This window comes from Candidatus Solirubrobacter pratensis, from assembly GCF_000425945.1.
In the GTDB taxonomy this organism is placed as follows: Bacteria; Actinomycetota; Thermoleophilia; order Solirubrobacterales; family Solirubrobacteraceae; genus Solirubrobacter; species Solirubrobacter pratensis.
In genome coordinates this window covers 77,079-94,940 of the sequence record NZ_AUEK01000007.1, presented here as the reverse complement: position 1 = coordinate 94,940, position 17,862 = coordinate 77,079, and the positions used below count along the sequence as shown (strand labels likewise).

The following is a 17,862-nucleotide window of genomic DNA, read 5'->3' as shown; positions in this document are numbered from 1 at the left end:
ATCTAGTCGTCCAAGCTGCCCATGGTCAGGTTGACGGTGGTTCCCGTCATCCCGCTCGCCTTGTCGGACGCCATGAAGACCGCCATGTTCGCCACCTCCTCGAGCGCCATCACCCGGCGCGGGTGGGTCGTGCTCGCGAGGTATCCCTGAAACTGCTCCCAGGTGATGCCCAATGCCGTTGCCTTGGTGTCGAAGACCTCCTTCATCGTGCTCGTCTCGGGCATGCCGTGCGGCCGCAGGCCGACGACGCGTATGCCGTGAGGGGCGAGCTCGGCGGAGAGGTCTCGGGTGAGTGCCTCTTTGGCGGCGTGCGCCGGACCGTAGCCTCCGTTCAACCGCGAGCCCATCCGCGCGGGCAGCGAGGTGACGGTCATGATCACCCCCGACTTGCTCGGGATCATGTGCCTCGCGGCCAGGCGCGCCGTCAGGAAGTACGACGTCGTGTAGGCCGCGATCGGCAGAGAGAACTGCTCGGCACCCATCTCGACCAGAGGCACGCCCAGGATCCCCGTGTCCGGGAGCCCGACCGCGTTGAACGAGATGTCGACGCGGCCCGCCTGATCGATCACCGACTGCAGATGCTTGTCGACCGCCTGCTCGTCGAGAGCGTCGACCTCGGCCGCCTCGGCCGATCCGCCGGCGGAGAGGATGTCCTCGACGACACCGTCGACCGGTGCCTGGACGCGCCCGGTGAGAAAGACCCTGGCCCCCTCAGACGCAAAGGCGCGTGCGACGGCGCCGCCGATCGCGCCTCCCGCCCCGTAGATCACCGCAACCTTGTCCTTCAAGATCATCTCTGGTTCCTTCCTGTGGCCGGGTGCTCACACCCGTCCACCTCATGCATCAGGACCGACGGCTGGAACCCGTCCGGATCGTCGGGAGCCGTCGACCAGGTAGACACCGCGACGCCGGGGAACTGGGCGCCCCGCGACCGCCCAGTTCGCGCCTCGGCCGGTGTCTATACGGATGCAGATGCGACGATGTGCAAGAAGAGGTGACGCTTGTGAACGTGGAGACATCCGGCCTGATCTCAAGGGCGCGGGCCGGGGACGGCGAGGCGTTCCGAGAGCTGACCGAGCCGCACCGCCGAGAGCTCGAGGTGCACTGCTACCGGATGCTCGGTTCCTTCCAGGACGCCGAGGACGCCCTCCAGGACACGCTGCTGGCCGCCTGGCAAGCCTTCGGAGGGTTCCAGGGGCGCGCCTCGCTCCGCACCTGGCTCTACCGGATCGCCACCAACCGGTGCCTCAACGCGCGTCGCTCGGCGAGCCGGCGACCCGCCAAGGAGTGGGACGTGCCCAAGGTTGAACCGCCCGAGCCGACCCGGCTCGGCGAGATCGTGTGGCTCGAGCCATATCCCGACGCCCTCCTCGAGGGTGCGATCGACGTGCCGCTCGGCCCGGAGGCCCGCTACGAGCAGACCGAATCCATCTCTCTGGCCTTCGTGACCGCACTGCAGGTCCTGCCGCCTCGCCAGCTCGCCGTCCTCATCCTGCGCGACGTCCTCGGATTCCACGCTGACGAGGTGGCCGGGATGCTGGACTCGACCGTCGATTCCGTCAACAGCGCCCTCAAACGCGCGCGCGCCGGCCTGCAGCGCCGACGGCCGCCGGCCGCCGACCGCGAATCGCCTCCCGCCTCCGGCTCACCCTCCGAGGAGGCGATCGTGGCGAAGTTCGCCAGCGCGTACGAGTCGGCCGATCTCGACGCGCTGGTGGCCCTTCTGACAGACGACGTCTTCATGTCGATGCCGCCGATGCCCTTCGAATACGAGGGCCGGGACATCGTCGCCCGCTTCTGCGCCGGCATCTTCGGCTCGGGCCGGAGGTTCGACCTCGTGCCGACGCGAGCCAACGGCCAACCCGCGTTCGGAGCCTACCTGCACGCCCCCACCGGCATCCGCCACGGCACCGGCCTCATCGTCCTCACCCTCACCGGCGACCGGATCTGCGCCATGACCCGCTTCGAGAACAGCGTGCTCCCATGGTTCGGGCTACCGCGATCGCTCCCGAGCCGTTAGCACATATCTAGAGGCCGGTCTCCGCCGGGAGGCGGCCACGCTTGACGGCCTGGACGAGCGCGGCATGGTCGCGCTCGGTCTGGTCGGCGTAGGCGTGCGCGAAGTCCGCCAGCGCGCGGTCGAAGCGATCGCCGCGCCCGAGGTAGGCGGCGATCGCGGTGCGGTCGCCCGAGCGTGCATGGGCGCGGGCGAGCGTCCAGCCGCAGACGCCGGTGTAGGACGCGAAGTCGTCCGGCGCGAGCGCGTCGATCCGTGCCGAGCCCTTCGCGTCCCAGAGCTGGCGGACGTAGTAGTCGCGCCGGCGCCCGTCGATGCCGCGCCGGCCGTGCAGCCAGCCGAGCAGGATGTCGCTCGCCGCCTGCATCAGGCGCTGCCCCTCGACGACCCGGCGGCCCGCGCTCGTGTACGCGGTGTGGCCGGCGAAGGGCTCCAGCACGGAGCGCTGGGCCTCCTTGACCTGCAGGAACAGCGGATCGCCGGCGTCGCGGCCGATCAGCAGCACGATCCAGGCGTCGGTGCCGACGCTGCCGACGCCGACGACCTTGCGGGCGAAGTGGACCGGCTCGTAGCCGTCGAGCAGGCGCCGGCGGTCGTCGGGCAGCGATGCGCGGTACGCGAGCAGGATCTGCTGCAGCGAGGCCTCCGGCAAGCTCGCGTCACCGCCCGGAACCAGCTCCTCGATCGGCACGATCAGCGGCGGGTCGCTCACGATCCGCGGCCGCCCGCCGACCTCGTGCGTGAGCTTGGCGAACGCGCGCAGGTTGTCCTTGCCGCGCGCCTTCTCGATCGCCTTCTCGGCGGTGCCCTCGCTGTAGCGAGCCAGCATCGCCTCGACCTCGAGCCGCGCGTACCAGACGTCGAGCGTCCGCATGCCGGCGAAGCCGCGGATCGCCTCGCGGTAGGTGTGCATCGCCGTCAGCACCGCGTCGCGCCCGGCGAGCCCGTTCTCGCGGGCGGCGACCTCGATGCTCGCGGCGAGCCGCTTGACGTCCCACTCCCACGGGCCGGGAAGCGTCTCGTCGAAGTCGTTGACGTCGAACACGAGCGTCCGGTCGGGCGCGGCGAAGCCGCCGAAGTTGGCGAGGTGGGCGTCGCCGCAGAGTTGCGCCTGCAGGCCGGTCGCGGGCGTGTGGGCGAGGTCGCCCGCCATGATCGCCGCCGCGCCGCGCAAGAACGCGAACGGCGAGCTGAGCATGCGGCCATGGCGGATCGGCACGAGCTCCGGGATGCGCCGCCGGGCCTCACGGCGCAGGATCACCACGGGGTCGACGCGGTCCGGCGACGGCTCGAAGCGGGCGTGCGAGGAGCGCGGGACGTCCCGGCGCGCGGCCTTGCCCAACTCGGCGGTTGCCGCCATGTGAAGAGCTTCCCACGCCGAGCCGCTCACCGGGCGCTCACGGCCGGCAGCCTGCGTTTGCTGCGCGCCGAATGCGGATCGCCTCGCAGCTGCCCATCGCACGCTCGCTGCACTCCGCGGGTTCGGGCCAACTGCGCAGCGGCCGCTGGTGGGCGGGGCTCGACGCAGACGTCGCGCTCGCGCGCAGGTACAGGACCGGAGTGCTGGGCGTGCTGCTCGGCACGCCGCGGTCGCTCCAGCGATGCCGCGGCTCGGTGCCCGAGTTCTCCCGCTTCCGCTGCCCGGAGAGCGGCGCTCGCCGCTATGCCCGCTACGTCGGCGAGATCGTGCGGAGTGCGGGCGGCGCGAGCTGTCGTGGGCGAGCGAAGGGCTGCTGACCGGCTCTGTCCTGGACCCGCCGTCGCCCGACCCGGCGGTCGTCCGTCGCCCCGCGGCCGCGGTGTTTCAGCGCCTGGACGTCACGAGATAGCGGTCGGCGTCAGGCGCCCACGAGCTCGTCTCGGGTCGCAGGCCGGATGCGCGCAGGTCGGCGTCGAGCGTCTCGTGCGGGAACGGCCAGAACGGGAGCCGCTCCGCATGCGTCGTGACGCGCCCCTCGCCGTCGAGGAGCGCGACGGCCGTGTCGAGCAGGTGCGGCTCGGTCCACTGGTCCGCGAGCGTCCAGGAACGGATGACGAGGCCGAGCACACCGTCGCGCTCCACCAGCCGCTCCCCCACCTCGAGCCCGCTCTGCCCGGCCCGCACGCGCTCCCAGTTGCGCGCGGTCACGAGCAGCAGGCCGCCCGGGCGCAGCACCCGCGCCATCGCGGTCAGCGCCGCCCGCCGCCCGCGCCGGCCCTGCGCGTGCGCGAGCGAGTTGCCGACGCACAGCACGGCGTCATACGGGCCCCCGTGAAGGTCGGCCCACACCCGCAGGTGCGGCCGCACGTCGACGCCGCGGGCATCGGCCAGCGCCCGCGTGCGCGCGATCATCTCGGGGCTCGCGTCCGACGCGGTGACCTCGAAGCCCGCCAGCGCGAGCCCGACCGCCAGCGTTCCCGTCCCGGCCGCGCAGTCCAGCACCCGCGAACCGGGCTCCAGCAGCGGCGCGAACGCCTGCGCGCTGCCCTCGGGCGTGAGCAGCGCGTCGGGCACGAGCCAGTCATAGACCGCAGCCAGCGTCCCGTACACGTCCAGGATGCTCGCAGAGTCCGGCGGCGAAGCCACCCGGCTCCGCGCCGCGCGGGCCGGCCCTGCGGGTCAGACGTCGAGCGCATGGATCCGGGTCCTGAAGTCGCGGTATCCGCGCGTGCGCTCGTCACCGTGGACGTAGAGCACGCGCCGGCGTCCGCGCAGACCGCGAGGGACGACCGGGCGGATCGCGTAGCCGTCCTCGGCGCTCGTGAGCCGGCGCGTCTGCCAGGTGCGCCCGTGATCGAAGGTCACCCAGGCCTCGACCTGGTTCCAGCGGCCGATCGTGCGCGATAGGTACACGATGCGCGGGTCCTCGTGGTCGAACGAGGCGCCGCCGGAGCGGAACGAGTTGCGGCCCGCGCCGGCCTCCACGATCTTGCGGCTGATCCAGCGGGTGCCGTTGAAATGGGCGTAGTAGAAGGTGTCGCGGTCGGCGACGCGACGGGTGTAGACGACGCGCGGCTTGCCGTCCTCGAGCGCGATGTCATGACCCCAGGCGCGCCCGCCGCGGTCGGAGTAGCGGTAGACCGGGTCGAGCGCGGTCACGTTCAGCGGCACGGAGCTGAGCGAGCCGAGGTTGCGTCCGTCGGCCGCGAACAGGCCGCCGTCCTCGCAGCACGCGTAGAAGAGGCTGTTCTTCCAGCTCGTCGGGTGCCCGTTGGTGAAGATGCCGTGGATCCGCGTCCCGCCGTCGCCGGCGTACTTCGCGTACGGGCGCTGCTCGTGGCCGAACGTCACGAGCTCGCGCGCGGGCGCCCAGTCGCGGTAGTCGGTCGTGTAGGAGAACGTCGGGTTCCAGCCGCCGCCGCGCCAGAAGAGCCAGAGCCTCTCCTGCTGCTGGATCGCGTTCGGGTAGGTGTAGCCGAGGCCGCCCGGCGCGTTCGTTCCGACCGCGTGAACCGGTCCCCACTCGTCGATCGCGAACGGCCTGAGGGACATGCGGTAGCGCATCTCGCTCTTCTCGCCGCGGGGGAGGTGGCGGCCGGAGTGCGGCGCGAAGAACACGACGAGCCGGCCGTCGCGGCGGAACGCGAGCGCCGGGTTGTTGTGGTCGTCGCGGCCCAGACCGCGGTAGATCAGCTGCTTGTGCAGCTTGCCCGAAGCGGAGTAGCGCGCGACCCAGACGTTGCCGCCGGTGGAGATCCAGCCGGTGAAGATGTCGTCGTCATGCGAGATCGCCCGCGGATCGCCGAAGTAGGACCACGATCCGGCGCCCAGCTCACGATCCGGCACGTCGCGACCCTAGCGCCTACCGCCTCGGCTTCGCCAGATAGGACCTGCCGCCTTCACCAGAACCGTCTTCTTCTTTACCTCGTCGCGCACCGGGACGACACCCCGCGCGACGCGGGGAGAGCCCCAGTGTCGGGTCAGGCGGCGACGGGCGCGCGCGCCTCGGCCGGCGCGCGCAGCGCCTCGCCGGTCTCGGCGTCGAAGCCGTGCAGCCGCGCCGGGTTGACGGCGAGCGCGACGCGGTCGCCGACGTCGACCGGCACGCGCGCCTCGGCCACGACCGTGAACGACGCGCGGTCGTCCTCGGCGAGCAGGATGTCGTCGTCAGGCGCCGACTCGACGGCGTCGGCCAGCGCGCGCGAGCGCAGCCGCGGCGCGTCGATCCCCACCACGACGTGGGTCTCGGTCCCCAGCCGCTCCACCACCTGCACCACGCCGGCGATGCCGGCGTCGGCGAGCTTGATGTCGTGCGGGCGCAGCCCGAGCACGATCCGGCGGCCCGCGCCGGCGCGCAGCGGCGAGTCCTCGGGCAGCCCCATGACCGCGGTGCCAAAGCGCGCCTCGCCGTCCTCGACGCCCGCCTCCACCAGGTTCATAGCGGGGGAGCCGATGAACGCCGCGACGAACAGGTTCGCCGGGTGGTCGAAGAGCTGATCGGGCGTGTCGCACTGCTGCAACACGCCGGCGCGCATCACCGCGACGCGCTGGCCGAGCGTCATCGCCTCGACCTGGTCATGTGTGACGTAGACGGTCGTCACGCCGAGCCGCTCGTGCAGGCGGGAGAGCTGGGCCCGCATCGACACGCGCAGCTTGGCGTCGAGGTTCGACAGCGGCTCGTCCATCAGGAACGCCGCCGGCTCGCGCACGATCGCCCGGCCCATCGCCACGCGCTGGCGCTGCCCGCCGGACAGCTCGCCCGGCTTGCGCTCGAGCATCTCCTCGAGCCCGAGGATGCGGGCGACCTCGTCGACGCGCGACGCGATCTCGGCCTTCGACGCCTTGCGCAGCTTGAGGCCGAAGCCGAGATTGGCGCGCACCGAGAGATGCGGGTAGAGCGCGTAGTTCTGGAACACCATCGCGATGTCGCGCTTGCGCGGGTCCAGCAGCGTGACGTCGCGCTCGCCGATGTAGATGCGGCCCGCGGTCGTCTCCTCGATCCCGGCGATCAGCTTCAGCAGCGTCGACTTGCCGCAGCCCGACGGCCCGACGAGCACCATGAACTCGCCGTCGCGCACATCGAGGCTGACGTCGTCGACCGCGAACGGGCCGTTCTTGTACGACTTCGTGACGTGCTCGATGCGGATGCCGGGCGTGTCGCTCATGAGGTTCGGGTCACCTTCTGGAGTCCGGTGGGTCGGTCGACGTCGCGGCCGAGGTGCTCGGCGGCGCCGACGGCGATCAGCTGGGCGGGGATGACGGCGACGAGCGGGCTCAGCCACTCGGGCACCGGCTCGAGCGGGATGCGGCCGGCGAGCGGCGCGTCGGAGACGACGGTCAGCTCGGCCCCGCGCTCCTGAGCGACCGTCAACAGCTCACGCATTCCCGCCAGCGTCGGGCCGGAGGGAGCGAACGCGAGGATCGGGAAGCCCGCGTCGACGATCGCGATCGGCCCGTGCAGGAAGTCCGCCGAGGACCACGGCGCGGCAACCGCGCCGGTCAGCTCCGACAGCTTCAGCGCCGCCTCGAACGCCGTGCCGTAGTTCGCGCCGCGGCCGATCACGGCCAGGCGCTGCCACGCCGCGGCGGCCTCGGCCGGGACGTCGTGCTCGAGCTGGCGGGCCATCGCGTCCGGGACGCGCAGCAGCGCCTCGGTGCCGGAGACAAGCCCGGCGACGGCGGCGAGCGAGGCGGTGTAGGTCTTGGTCGCCGCGACCGAGCGCTCCTCCCCCGTCTGCAGGCCGATCACGTGCTGTGCGGCGCGCGCGAGCGGCGAGTCCGGGGCGTTGGTGATCGCGATCGTGAGCGCGCCCTGGGCGGTGGCCTCCGACACGACGCCCGCCACGTCCGGCGAGGCGCCCGACTGCGAGATGCCGACCACGAGCGCGTCGTCGTAGCGCAGCGGCGCCTCATACAGCGTGTGCAGCGATGGCGTCGCGAGCGCGACCGGCATGCCCCAGAAGCGGCCCATCAGATGCTGCGCGTAGCGGGCGGCGTTGTCCGAGGAGCCGCGCGCCGCGATCACGGCATAGCGCGGGCGCCTGCGCTCGACGTCCTCGGCCGCGGCGGCGATCGCCGCCGCCTCCTCCACGAGCAACCGCTCGACGACCTCGGGCTGCTCCGACATCTCCGTCCTAGCGAGCGACACGTTCACCCCCGTCGACCAGCACTCGGCGCACGTCGAGCCGATCGTCGAGGACGACCACGTCGGCACGCGCCCCAGGGATCAAGCGTCCCAGATCCGGCCTGCGGACCACGCGCGCGGGGACCTCGGCGGCGGCCCGCAGGGCATCCTGCAGCCCGACGCCCAGCCCGTGCAGGTTGCGCACCGCGTCGATCATCGTCAGCGCCGACCCGGCCAGCTGGCCCTCGGGCCCCCGCACGACGCCGTCGGACGCGTGGATGCGTCGCCCGCCGAGCACGAACTCGCCGTCGCCCATCCCTGCCGCCGGCGCGGCGTCGGTGACCAGCGCGAAGCGGTCGGTCGCCGCCTGCCAGGCGACCAGCACCGTGTCGGACGCGACGTGGTGCAGGTCGACGATCACCTGCACGATCACGTCCTGGCGCGCGAGCGCCGCGAGCGCGATGCTCGGGTCGCGCGGCGTGCTGTGGCGCATCGCGTTGAACAGGTGCGTGACGGTGCTCACGCCCCGGTCGAACGCGAGGTGCGCCTCGGCGGCGGTCGCGTCGGTGTGGCCGGCCGAGACGACGATCCCGCGAGCCACGAGCTCGTCGATCAGCTCGAACGCGCCCGGCAGCTCGGGCGCGAGCGTGACCTGGGAGACGTGGGCGGCGTCGAGCAGGCGCCGCAGCAGCGCGAGATCCGGGGTGGCGAGGCCGCCCTCGTCGTGCACGCCGAGCCGCTTGGGCGACAGGAACGGGCCCTCGAGGTGGGCGCCGATGATGCGCGGGCCGATGGCGTCCGCGGGGATCGCCCTCAGCGCGGCGAGGTGGGCCTGCTCGGGCGCGGTCACGAACGTCGGCTGGAACGCCGTCGTGCCGGCCTCCAGCAGCGCCTCGCCCACGCGGACGTAGCCGTCGCGGTCGGCGGCCATCAGGTCGACCCCGGCGAAGCCGTTGACCTGGAGGTCGACGAAGCCGGGCGCGGCGATGCCGGACCCGTGCCCCGCGACGCCGACGGCCTGGATGACGCCGTCGTCGATCTCGACGTCGCCCGGCAGCAGCGCGCCGTCGACCAGCGCGGCCTCGACGCCCAGCCTCATCGGGTCCACCTCGCCCGGGAGAATCGCGCTCCAGGCGATTGCTCGGGGCGACGCGAGCGCGCAGCGCGAGTCGTCGCCCTCATCCTTTGACCGCCCCTGCGGTCCGCGCCGTCATCAGATGCTTGCGCGCGAACACGAACACGATCGCCACGGGCAGCGTGTAGAGCACGCTCGTCGCCATCACCGCGGCCCAGTCGACGTCACCGCGCCCCACGAACGACTGCAGCACGAGCGGCACCGTCTTCTTGGACTCGTCGTTGAGGAACGTGAGCGCGAGCAGGAACTCCTTCCAGCCCTCGAGGAAGCTCAGCACCGCGACCGTCGCCAGGCCGGGCGCCGCCAGCGGCAGGACGACGCGCACCATCGCGCCGATCCGCGTCGCGCCGTCGATCCGCGCCGCGTGCTCGAGCTCCTCCGGGATCGCGAGGATGAAGCTGCGCATGACCCAGATCGCGAGCGGAACGCTGAACGCCAGGTAGGTGACGATCAGGCTCCAGTAGGTGCCGAGCAGGTCCGCCTTGCGCATCATCACGAACAGCGGGATGACGAGCACGACGAGCGGGAACATCTGCGTCATCAGCACGAGCATCAGCAGCACGTGCGTGAGCTTCAAGCGGAAGCGCGCGAGCGCGTAGGCGGCGAGCGCGCCGACGAGCAGGCAGACGACGGTCGTCCCGCTCGCGACGATCAGCGAGTTCACGAGCGCCCGCCCGACGTGGCCTTCGCCGAGCACGCGCGTGTACTCGCCCCAGTTCGGGTGGTTCGGCCACAGGTCGGGCGTGCGCGAGTAGATCTCCTCGCGCGTCTTGAGCGAGGTGATCAGCACGTAGTAAACGGGGAACAGCGCGAAGACGCAGACGACGAGCATCGCCGCGTACATCCAGCCGCGCTTGCGCAGCCGGCGCATCACAGGTCCCCCTCCCGCCCGATCAGCCGCACGTACAGGATCGAGAAGACGAGCAGGATCACGAACAGCACCACCGCGACCGCCGAGCCGAGCCCGTAGTGCGAGAGCGCGAAGCCCTCGCGGTAGGCGGCCACCGCGGCGGTGTCCGCCGAGCGGTCCGGCACGCCTGCCGCCATCACGTAGATCTGGTCGAAGATCTTGAAGTCCCAGATGGTCGAGAAGACGACCAGCACGGCGACGATCGGCCGCAGCAGCGGCAGCGTCACGAGGCGGAAGCGCTGCCACGGCCCCGCGCCGTCCACCGCTGCGGCCTGGAGGGTCTCCTGCGGCAGCGTCTGCAGGCCGGCGAGCAGCGACAGCGCGATGAACGGGAACGACTGCCAGACGACGGTGACGAAGATCGCGACGTAGGCGGAGAAGCGCCCGGCGAACCACGCGTAGTCCTGGAAGGAGCCGAAGCCGAGATTCACCAGCGCCCAGTTGACGAAGCCGTAGCGGCTGTCGAACAGCCACTTCCAGATCGCGCTCGCCGCCAGGGCGGGGACCGCCCACGGGAGCAGGACGGCGATCGAGAAGAACACGTTGCCGCGCAGGCGCTGGTTGAGCAGCAGCGCGACCGCGAAGCCGAGCGCCATCGTGCCGATCACGCAGGCGGTGCCGAACACGACGGTGTTCACCAGCGACGTGCGCAGGTGCTCGTCGCTGAAGACCTCCTTGAAGTTGTCGAGCCCGACCCAGTCGGCGCCGCCGTAGATCAGGTTGCCGAGGTTGGTGTCGGTGAACGACAGGTAGACGGTCCGCACGAGCGGATAGCCGACGAGGCCGACGATGATCACCATCGCCGGCAGCAGCATCAGCACCGGCAGCGTGAGCCGGTTGACCGCGCGGCGGACGGCCGCCCGCGGGGCGCGCGTGGCGCGCCCCGCGGAGACGGCTGCGGAGCCGGTGCTCACCCGGCGAACTCCTCGTCCATCTTCTTGGCGAGCTCGGCGACCGCCTGCTGCGGCGTCGCCTGGCCCTTCATCACCTTCTGGATCTGGCCGTCGAAGATGTTGGCGCCCTCCAGGCCGCCCCACTTCGGTGACGGCGGGTAGACCGCCGAGTGCTCGAGCAGCTGCTCGGCGAACGGCTTGCGCACGGGGTCCTCGAGGTAGCCCGAGGCCTTGATTCCCTCCGTCGTGCCCGGCAGGAAGCCGACCGCGCTGGTGAACTTGTTCAGCTCCGACGGCTGGAGCATGAAGTCGACGAACGCGGCGCCGAGGTCCTTGTTCTTGGACTCCTGGAACTGCACGAGGTGGCTCCCGCCGGCGAACGCGGTGTCCTTGCCGGACGGGCCGGCCGGCTCGAGCGCGGTGCCGATCTTCTTCTCGAGCGCCGGCTTGGTGTCGATGATCGAGTTGTACGTCCAGCCGCCGGCGATCAGCATCGCGACGTCGCCGTTGATGAACGCGGTCTGGGCGTCGGGCTCCTCCCAGCCGACGGCGGCCTTGGGATCGAGCCCGTCCTTGTAGAAGGACGCGTAGTACTCGAGCGCCTTCGCCGCCTCAGGCGAGTTCAGTGCGGACTTCCAGGTGTCGCCGTCCTGGGTGGCGATCTGGCCGCCGGCCTGCCAGATCGTCGGCAGGTACATGTGCTCGCTCAGGCCCGTGTAGCTGACCGGGAAGACGTTCGGGACCTTGGATTTGATCGCCTTGGCGGCGGCCATCATCTCGTCCCAGTTGGCCGGCGGGTTGTCGATGCCGGCCTTCTCGAGGATGTCCTTGCGGTAGATCAGGGCGCGCGCGCCCGCGTACCACGGCTTGCCATAGACCTTGCCCTGATAGGTCGCCGCGTCGACGAGGCTGGAGACGTAGTCGCCGGCCTTGAACTCGGGCTGCTCGACGAGCCCGCCCTGCGCCGCGAACTCCGGCGTCCAGGTGGTGCCCATCTCCGCGACGTCGGGCACCTTGCCGCCCGCGATCGCGGTCACGAACTTGTCGTGGGCCTGCGCCCACGGGACGAACTCGATGTCGACCGTGGTGCCGGGGTTCTTCGCCTGGAAGTCCGTCGCGTACTGCTTGACGACGTCCTGGATCTTCGGCGAGCCGGGATCCATGATCCAGACGCTGATCGAGCCCGAGAGCTTCGCGCTCTTGCTCGCGCCCGTGGCCTTGCTCGAACCGTCGTCGCCGCCCCCGCAGCCGCCCACGACCACGGCGGCGAGCAGCGTCGCCGCGGCCGCCGCGAACCTGAGATTCCTCACACGTCCTCCTCTCCACCGCTTGCGGGTGGGATGATTTGAGGCGTCGCCCGTTGCAGCGGGCGGCGCAACGTCGCACCTGCCGGCCGCCTTCGGGCGGCCGGCGCTCCCTCGTGTTCCGGCGCCTGCTACCGCAGCGCCGGCCGAAGCTCCGTCACCAGCCGATACCGGTCCCCGCGGTACACGGACCTCACGAACTCCACCACCTCCCCTCCCTCGCCCTCGGTTGTCCGCTCGAAGAGGAAGGCCGGCGAGTGCACCGGAACGCCGAGCAGGTCGGCCTCCTCCTGGCTGGTCACCGTCGGCTCGATCGTCTGGACGCCTTTGGCGATCACGATGCCCTGGCGCTCGTTGAGAAGCTCGTAGAAGGACTGCTGCGCGAGGTCCTCGCGCTTGAGATCCGGGAGGAAGCGGCGCGGGGCGTGCAGCCACTCGATCGCCATCGTCTCGTCGTCGGCGAGGCGCAGACGCGTGATCACCCACACCTCCTCGACGGGCGACAGCTGCAGGCGCTGGCCGAGCTTGGCGCCGGCGGTCGTGACCTCGAAGGCGACGACGCGGCTGCTCGGGACCATGCCGCGGCGCGACATGTCCTCGCTGAAGGACGTCATCGTCAGCGGGAGCGCGATCTTCGGCTCCGCGACGTAGGTGCCGCTTCCGTGCCTGCGCAGCAGGAGGCCCTCGCGGACGAGCTCGTCGAGCACGGCGCGCAGCGTCGGCCGGCTCACCTGGAGCTCCGTGGAGAGGCGGCGCTCGGACGGCAGCGCGTCGCCGACGGTCAGCTCGTCGAGCATCGTCAGGACCTGGTCGCGGACCAGCGCCTGCTTGCTCGACCGGCCGTTGGTGTGCGCGAGACCGCTCATCCACCCTCTCCGGCGCGGCAGCCTACAGAGTGGTCAAGGATTGGTCAAGACCACTTTTCCACGGCGGCTCGGATCGCGCCGTGCGACGCGTTCAGCCGCGCCTTCGCGGTGGCCGCGTCGACGTTCGCGGCGAGCATCACGACGGCCTGAGCGACGTCGTCGTCCGCCTGCTCGAGCGCCCGGCGGGCCTCGGCATCGCTGCAGTCCGTGGCCAGGACGCAGACGCGGACGGCGCGGGCGCGGAGCTTCTCGTTGGCCACGCGCATGCCGGCCATCAGGTTCCCGTACGTGCGTCCGCGGCGGACCATGGTCGCGGTCGAGAACGCGTTGAGGACGAGCTTCTGGGCGGTGCCGGCCTTCAGGCGCGTGGAGCCGGAGATCACCTCGGGGCCGACGGGCGTCTCGATCCGGTGGTCGGCCGGGGCGTCGAAGGGGGCGCAGGTGATCGCGGCGGTGAGGGGGCGCGCATGGCGGCCCGCGTCCACTTCGCGCGCGGCCCCGAGCGCGCTCACCACGTACGGCGTCCGCCCGCTCGCGGTCACGCCGATCACCACGTCCTCGCCGCGCGGCGCCAGCGCGCGGATCGCCGCCGCGCCCGCCTGCGCGTCGTCTTCCGCCGCCGCCTCCGCGGGCGACCCCGGGATCTCGTCGATCCCCGCCACGAGCGCGATCGCGTGGTCCTCGCTGAACGTGGGCCCCCATTCGGCGGCGTCGACGAGCGCCAGCCGGCCGCCGCTCCCGGCGCCCACGTAGATCACCCGGCCGCCGGCGTCCATCCGCTCGGCGGCCGCGTCCGCGAGGGCGGCGATCGCCGGCTCGGCGGCCGCGACGGCCTCGAGCACGTCGGCGTGCCCGCGCACGACGGCGCGTACGATCTCGACCGTCGGGAGCCGGTCGAGGCCGGCCAGCCCGGCGGCGCGCCCTTCCGTCGTCAGCCCGGCCAGGTCCATCGCGCGCGGACGATCGCAGGTGGTTCGCGGGTGGTCAAGACCACTCCGAGGCTCGTCGAGGGGGCCCCTGCGCACTCAAAGACGCGCGCTGCGCGCCGATCACCCGGGACATGGTCCGGACCCGCATCGTCCTCGCCCTCGCCGTCCTCGTCCCGGCGGTGGTCGTCGCGGTGGCCGGCTCGCACGTCGTGATGATGTCGAAGGACCTCCATTTCGGCCTGGTCGCCGGCGCCGCGGCGCTCACGAGCTTCGCCTCGCTCGGCCTCACCGTGTCAGGCGCGCGTGCCCGCGACGGACGCGCGGTCCTGATGGGCACCGCCTTCTCGACGATGACCGCGCTGTTCGCGGTCCACGGAATGTCCACGCCCGGCGTCCTCGTCGGCGACAACGGCGTGATCGCGCTCGCCGGCGGGCTCTCGATCCCGGTCGGCGCGTACCTGCTCGCGCTGACCGCGCTGCCGCCGCTGCGCCGGACCCGCAACGTCGAGCCCTTGCTCGCGCTGCAGGCGGGGCTGTTCGCCGGCGTGCTCGGGCTCGGCGCGCTCGCGCTGATCGACTCCTCGATCGTGCCCGCCGTGCCGCAGCCGAAGTCCGCGCCCGCGATCGGGCTGCTCGCCGCCGGCGCCGCGACGCTGCTCCTCCTCGTCGTCCGCGCGCTCCGCACCTACACGCTGACGCACCGCTGGACGGACCTCGCCGTCGCGGCCGGCTGCGCCTGGCTCGCCATCGCGCTGTACGCGAACCTCGTCATCGGCTCGATGACGCTCGCCTTCTTCATCGGCCACTTCCTCGAGATCGCCGCGGTCGCGCTCGTCGGCATCCCCGCCGCGCTCGACATCCGCCGCGCCGGCGCGTCGCGCCCGTTGGTCGGCGACCTGAGCGCCGCCGAGCTCGTCGAGTCCGAGGCCGCGTACCTCGGCCCGCGCGTGCACGCGCTGATGGCCAGGCTCGCCGCGCGGGACGAGTCCACCGGCGATCACACCCGCCGCGTCGCCCTCCTCGCCGCGCGCGTCGGCGACGACCTCAAGCTCTCCGCCACCGCGCGGCGCCACCTGGCGGTCGGCGGGCTGCTGCACGACATCGGGAAGCTCTCGGTGCCGCTGGAGATCCTGCAGAAGCCGGCTGCGCTGGCCGACGAGGAGTTCGCCGCGATCAAGCGCCACCCCGGCGACGGGCGCAAGCTGCTCGACGAGCTCGGAGGCTTCCCCGCGGAGATCTGCCGCCTCGTCTCCGATCACCACGAGCGCCTCGACGGAAGCGGCTACCCGCGCGGCCTGAAGGCGCCCGAGCTCAATCTGCAAACGCGCATCCTCGCCGTCTGCGACGTCTACGACGCGCTCGTCTCCGACCGCGTCTACCGCCCCGCCTGGACGCCCGAGCGAGCGCTCGCGCTGCTCCACCAGGAGTCGCACGCGTACGACCCGGGCGTCGTCGCCGCGCTCCAGCGGGCCGTCGCGCCTGAGCGGGGCAGCGCGGAGCCGGGTTGGGTCGCGGATCTTTCGGCCCGCGCGGCCGACGCCGCCCGCGGCGCGGGCCCGCGCCCCGCCGCGGCCTCCTAGCGGAGCGGCAGGCCGCGGGTTCCGCGGCATGGCGAACGGCCGGCACGGCCGGCGCCGGGTAGCGGCAGGCCGCGAGGTGTCGCGGCATTTGCGACCGCCCGGCACGGCGGTCGTCGCGGACCCGCCCGGCCGGCGAGCGCCGTGGCATTTCGCTCGCCCGGCGCGGCGCCACGTCGCGTTCGATCCTGGCCGGCCGGACGGAACCGGGCGTACGATCGGTCTCTGACGCCGGCACGGAACCTGTCGCACCGTAGGCTCGCCCTCGTCGCCGCAGTGCTCGCCACCGTCATCGGGAGCCTGCCGGTCGCGCTCCTGTCGCATGGGCCCGCGTCGCGGTCCTGGGCACGCGCGCCGCGTGAGGCGCCGTATCCGCGTCCTCGCGTCGAAGCGCGCTGGGACCGCGGATCGTCCGCTTCGCTCGCGCTGCTGCGCCATGTCACCGCTCGCGAGGCGCACCACGCCCAGCTCACGCTCGCCGACTGCGAGCGCCACGCCCACTCACGCGTGCCCCGCTACCGCCGCTGCGCCATGACGGCGCTGGACCGCGCGCAGGCGTACGCGTCGGCCAACAGCCGCATGCTGTCGCTGCTCGTCGAGGGGGCGGTCCCGACGAAGGCGTGCCGGCGCCGCGTCATGGCACTTTCGGGCAGCACCGGCCTGCTCGCGCAGATCGCCCGCTCGACCCGGCTGTCCGGGCTCGACGCCCCCTGGACCGAGGTCCGCGCCGCCTCACGCTCGATCCGCGACCTCGCACGCGATGCGCTCCGGCAGGCGCACGGGAGCGAATGGGCGACGACCTGCGCCCCGCGCCCCCGAGCCCCCGCGGCACCCGAGGGGCCGGTCGCGTGAGCGGAGGCGCCCGGGGCGCGAGTTTTCCGCATCGCGGTCACGGCGCCAGGCGATGACCGCCGGCCCTCCAACGGCGCACCAGAGCCCTCGAGGCAATCGAAGACCGGCGAACCAGTGGTCTAATCCTCCGCGGTTGCGGGCACCAGTCACGTCGTGCGACCGATCCTCCTCGCCGCGGCGCTGCTCGCGGCCACCCCAGCCGCCGCATCCGCCGAGGCCAAGCCGACCGTCTACTCGAGCCTGCCGCTCCACGGCGCGTCGCGGTCGACGACGCAGGCCATCAACCGCGGCGCGCGGATGGCGCTGCGCGATGCGGGAAGTCCTGTCCGCTTCGTCGCGCTCGACGACTCGACCGCGCGCGCCGGCGCGTGGACGCCCTCCCGGGCGGCGGGCAACGCCCGGCGGGTGGCGCGGGATCCGTCGGCGCTCGCGTTCGTCGGCGCCTTCAACTCGGGCGCCAGCGCGGTCGCGCTGCCGATCCTCAACCGCGCCGGCGTGCCCATGATCAGCCCGACGAACACCGCGCTCGGGCTCACACGCGACGGCGCCGGCGCACACCGCGGCGAGCCCGGGCGGTACTACCCGTCCGGGCAGCGGACGTACTTCCGCCTGATGCCCAATGACAGCGTCCAAGGCGGAGCGCTCGCCACGGCGATGCGCGACCGCGGCTGTCGCGCGGTCGCCTCGATCACCGATTCCGAGATCTACGGCAAGGGACTCGGATCATGGCTGCGCGCCTACGCGCAGCAGATCGGCGTGCCGGTCGTGAAGGCGCAGGCGATCCGCGCGAGGCGCAGCTACCGCTCGTTGGCGCGCGGCCTCAAGGCGGCCGGCGTCGACTGCGTCGCCTACACCGGCATCACCGCCGGCGGAGCGGTGCGGGTGTTCAAGGACGTCGGCGCCGCGCTCCCGAAGGCGAGGCTGTTCGGCAGCGACGGCGTCGCGGAGACGGGCTTGACCGCCCACCTGCCGCGCTCGGTCGCCAGGCGCACCTTCGTCATCGTCTCGATCATGCCCGGCTCGGCGTACCCGCCGGCCGGGCAGGCGCTGCTCCGCCGCGCCGGACGCAACGTCGACCCGGACCTGCTGTACGGCTACGAGGCGATGAAGCTGGTCACCGACGCGGTCGCCGCCGGCGCGCGCGACAAGGCCGGCGTGCTCGGCTTCCTGCGCGGCGTCAACGGACGCCAGGGCGTGATCGGCACATATGGCTTCGACGCCAACGGCGATACGACGATGAAGCAATTCGGCCTCTACGTGGTGCGCGGCGGCGTGCTCCGCTCCGCGGGCGTCGTGATCGCGCCGTAGGGGGTCGGCGGGGCCTGCGGGCCCCGC

The 17,862-nt window shown here is 72.5% G+C and carries 17 protein-coding genes; 5 read left to right on the top strand and 12 right to left on the bottom strand.

Annotated features, from left to right (window positions below; translation table 11 throughout):
* Positions 1-2: 2 nt before the first annotated feature.
* Complete coding sequence (locus tag H958_RS0107415) at positions 3-794, bottom strand: SDR family NAD(P)-dependent oxidoreductase (protein ID WP_028058188.1); 792 nt, start codon at positions 792-794, stop codon at positions 3-5.
* A 215-nt stretch (positions 795-1,009) separates the two neighbouring features.
* Between H958_RS0107415 and H958_RS0107410 the strand changes: the two genes are divergently transcribed.
* Entirely contained in the window at positions 1,010-2,020 is a 1,011-nt protein-coding gene (locus H958_RS0107410) for a sigma-70 family RNA polymerase sigma factor (protein WP_028058187.1), read from the top strand.
* Positions 2,021-2,027: 7 nt separating this feature from the next.
* On the opposite strand, the gene H958_RS35745 is transcribed toward H958_RS0107410, so the two are convergent.
* Complete coding sequence (locus H958_RS35745; RefSeq protein WP_051323969.1) at positions 2,028-3,377, bottom strand: DUF2252 domain-containing protein; 1,350 nt, start codon at positions 3,375-3,377, stop codon at positions 2,028-2,030.
* Between the two features lie 71 nt (positions 3,378-3,448).
* Here H958_RS35745 and H958_RS35740 point away from each other — a divergent pair, with 71 nt between their 5' ends.
* Positions 3,449-3,754, top strand: a complete 306-nt coding sequence (locus H958_RS35740) for a hypothetical protein (RefSeq protein ID WP_037409678.1) — start codon at positions 3,449-3,451, stop codon at positions 3,752-3,754.
* A 67-nt stretch (positions 3,755-3,821) separates the two neighbouring features.
* Here H958_RS35740 and H958_RS0107395 read toward each other — a convergent pair whose 3' ends face one another.
* From H958_RS0107395 to H958_RS0107350, 10 genes are all read right to left on the bottom strand, one after another.
* Positions 3,822-4,547, bottom strand: a complete 726-nt coding sequence (locus H958_RS0107395; protein WP_051323968.1) for a class I SAM-dependent methyltransferase — start codon at positions 4,545-4,547, stop codon at positions 3,822-3,824.
* Between the two features lie 69 nt (positions 4,548-4,616).
* Positions 4,617-5,783, bottom strand: a complete 1,167-nt coding sequence (locus tag H958_RS0107390; RefSeq protein WP_028058185.1) for a BNR-4 repeat-containing protein — start codon at positions 5,781-5,783, stop codon at positions 4,617-4,619.
* Between the two features lie 134 nt (positions 5,784-5,917).
* The gene (locus H958_RS0107385) at positions 5,918-7,102 is read right to left on the bottom strand and encodes an ABC transporter ATP-binding protein (protein WP_028058184.1); all 1,185 of its coding nucleotides are present in this window, start codon (positions 7,100-7,102) and stop codon (positions 5,918-5,920) included.
* On the bottom strand, positions 7,099-8,064 hold the full coding sequence (locus H958_RS0107380; protein ID WP_037409675.1) for an SIS domain-containing protein: 966 nt from the start codon (positions 8,062-8,064) through the stop codon (positions 7,099-7,101). Before H958_RS0107380 ends, H958_RS0107385 begins: the two co-directional genes overlap by 4 nt.
* A gap of 7 nt (positions 8,065-8,071) precedes the next feature.
* The gene (nagA, locus tag H958_RS35735; RefSeq protein ID WP_156027766.1) at positions 8,072-9,160 is read right to left on the bottom strand and encodes an N-acetylglucosamine-6-phosphate deacetylase; all 1,089 of its coding nucleotides are present in this window, start codon (positions 9,158-9,160) and stop codon (positions 8,072-8,074) included.
* Positions 9,161-9,239: 79 nt separating this feature from the next.
* Complete coding sequence (locus tag H958_RS0107370; RefSeq protein ID WP_051323966.1) at positions 9,240-10,067, bottom strand: carbohydrate ABC transporter permease; 828 nt, start codon at positions 10,065-10,067, stop codon at positions 9,240-9,242.
* Positions 10,067-11,020 (bottom strand): carbohydrate ABC transporter permease, encoded by a 954-nt coding sequence (locus H958_RS0107365; protein WP_028058181.1) that lies wholly within the window; start codon positions 11,018-11,020, stop codon positions 10,067-10,069. The genes H958_RS0107370 and H958_RS0107365 overlap by 1 nt, the downstream gene beginning before the upstream one ends.
* Positions 11,017-12,309, bottom strand: coding sequence for a sugar ABC transporter substrate-binding protein (locus H958_RS35730; protein WP_051323965.1), 1,293 nt, complete (start codon positions 12,307-12,309; stop codon positions 11,017-11,019). Before H958_RS35730 ends, H958_RS0107365 begins: the two co-directional genes overlap by 4 nt.
* Positions 12,310-12,434: 125 nt before the next feature.
* A complete protein-coding gene (locus H958_RS0107355) occupies positions 12,435-13,169 on the bottom strand; it encodes a GntR family transcriptional regulator (RefSeq protein WP_051323964.1) in 735 nt (244 codons plus the stop codon).
* 44 nt (positions 13,170-13,213) lie between these two features.
* Positions 13,214-14,119: an N-acetylmuramic acid 6-phosphate etherase gene (locus H958_RS0107350; RefSeq protein WP_028058179.1), complete on the bottom strand. Its 906-nt coding sequence runs from the start codon at positions 14,117-14,119 to the stop codon at positions 13,214-13,216.
* Positions 14,120-14,229: 110 nt separating this feature from the next.
* Between H958_RS0107350 and H958_RS42950 the strand changes: the two genes are divergently transcribed.
* From H958_RS42950 to H958_RS0107335, 3 genes are all read left to right on the top strand, one after another.
* Entirely contained in the window at positions 14,230-15,678 is a 1,449-nt protein-coding gene (locus H958_RS42950) for an HD-GYP domain-containing protein (RefSeq protein ID WP_051323963.1), read from the top strand.
* A 273-nt stretch (positions 15,679-15,951) separates the two neighbouring features.
* Positions 15,952-16,527 (top strand): hypothetical protein, encoded by a 576-nt coding sequence (locus H958_RS0107340; protein WP_028058178.1) that lies wholly within the window; start codon positions 15,952-15,954, stop codon positions 16,525-16,527.
* Between the two features lie 153 nt (positions 16,528-16,680).
* Positions 16,681-17,835, top strand: a complete 1,155-nt coding sequence (locus tag H958_RS0107335) for a branched-chain amino acid ABC transporter substrate-binding protein (protein ID WP_028058177.1) — start codon at positions 16,681-16,683, stop codon at positions 17,833-17,835.
* Positions 17,836-17,862: the final 27 nt, after the last annotated feature.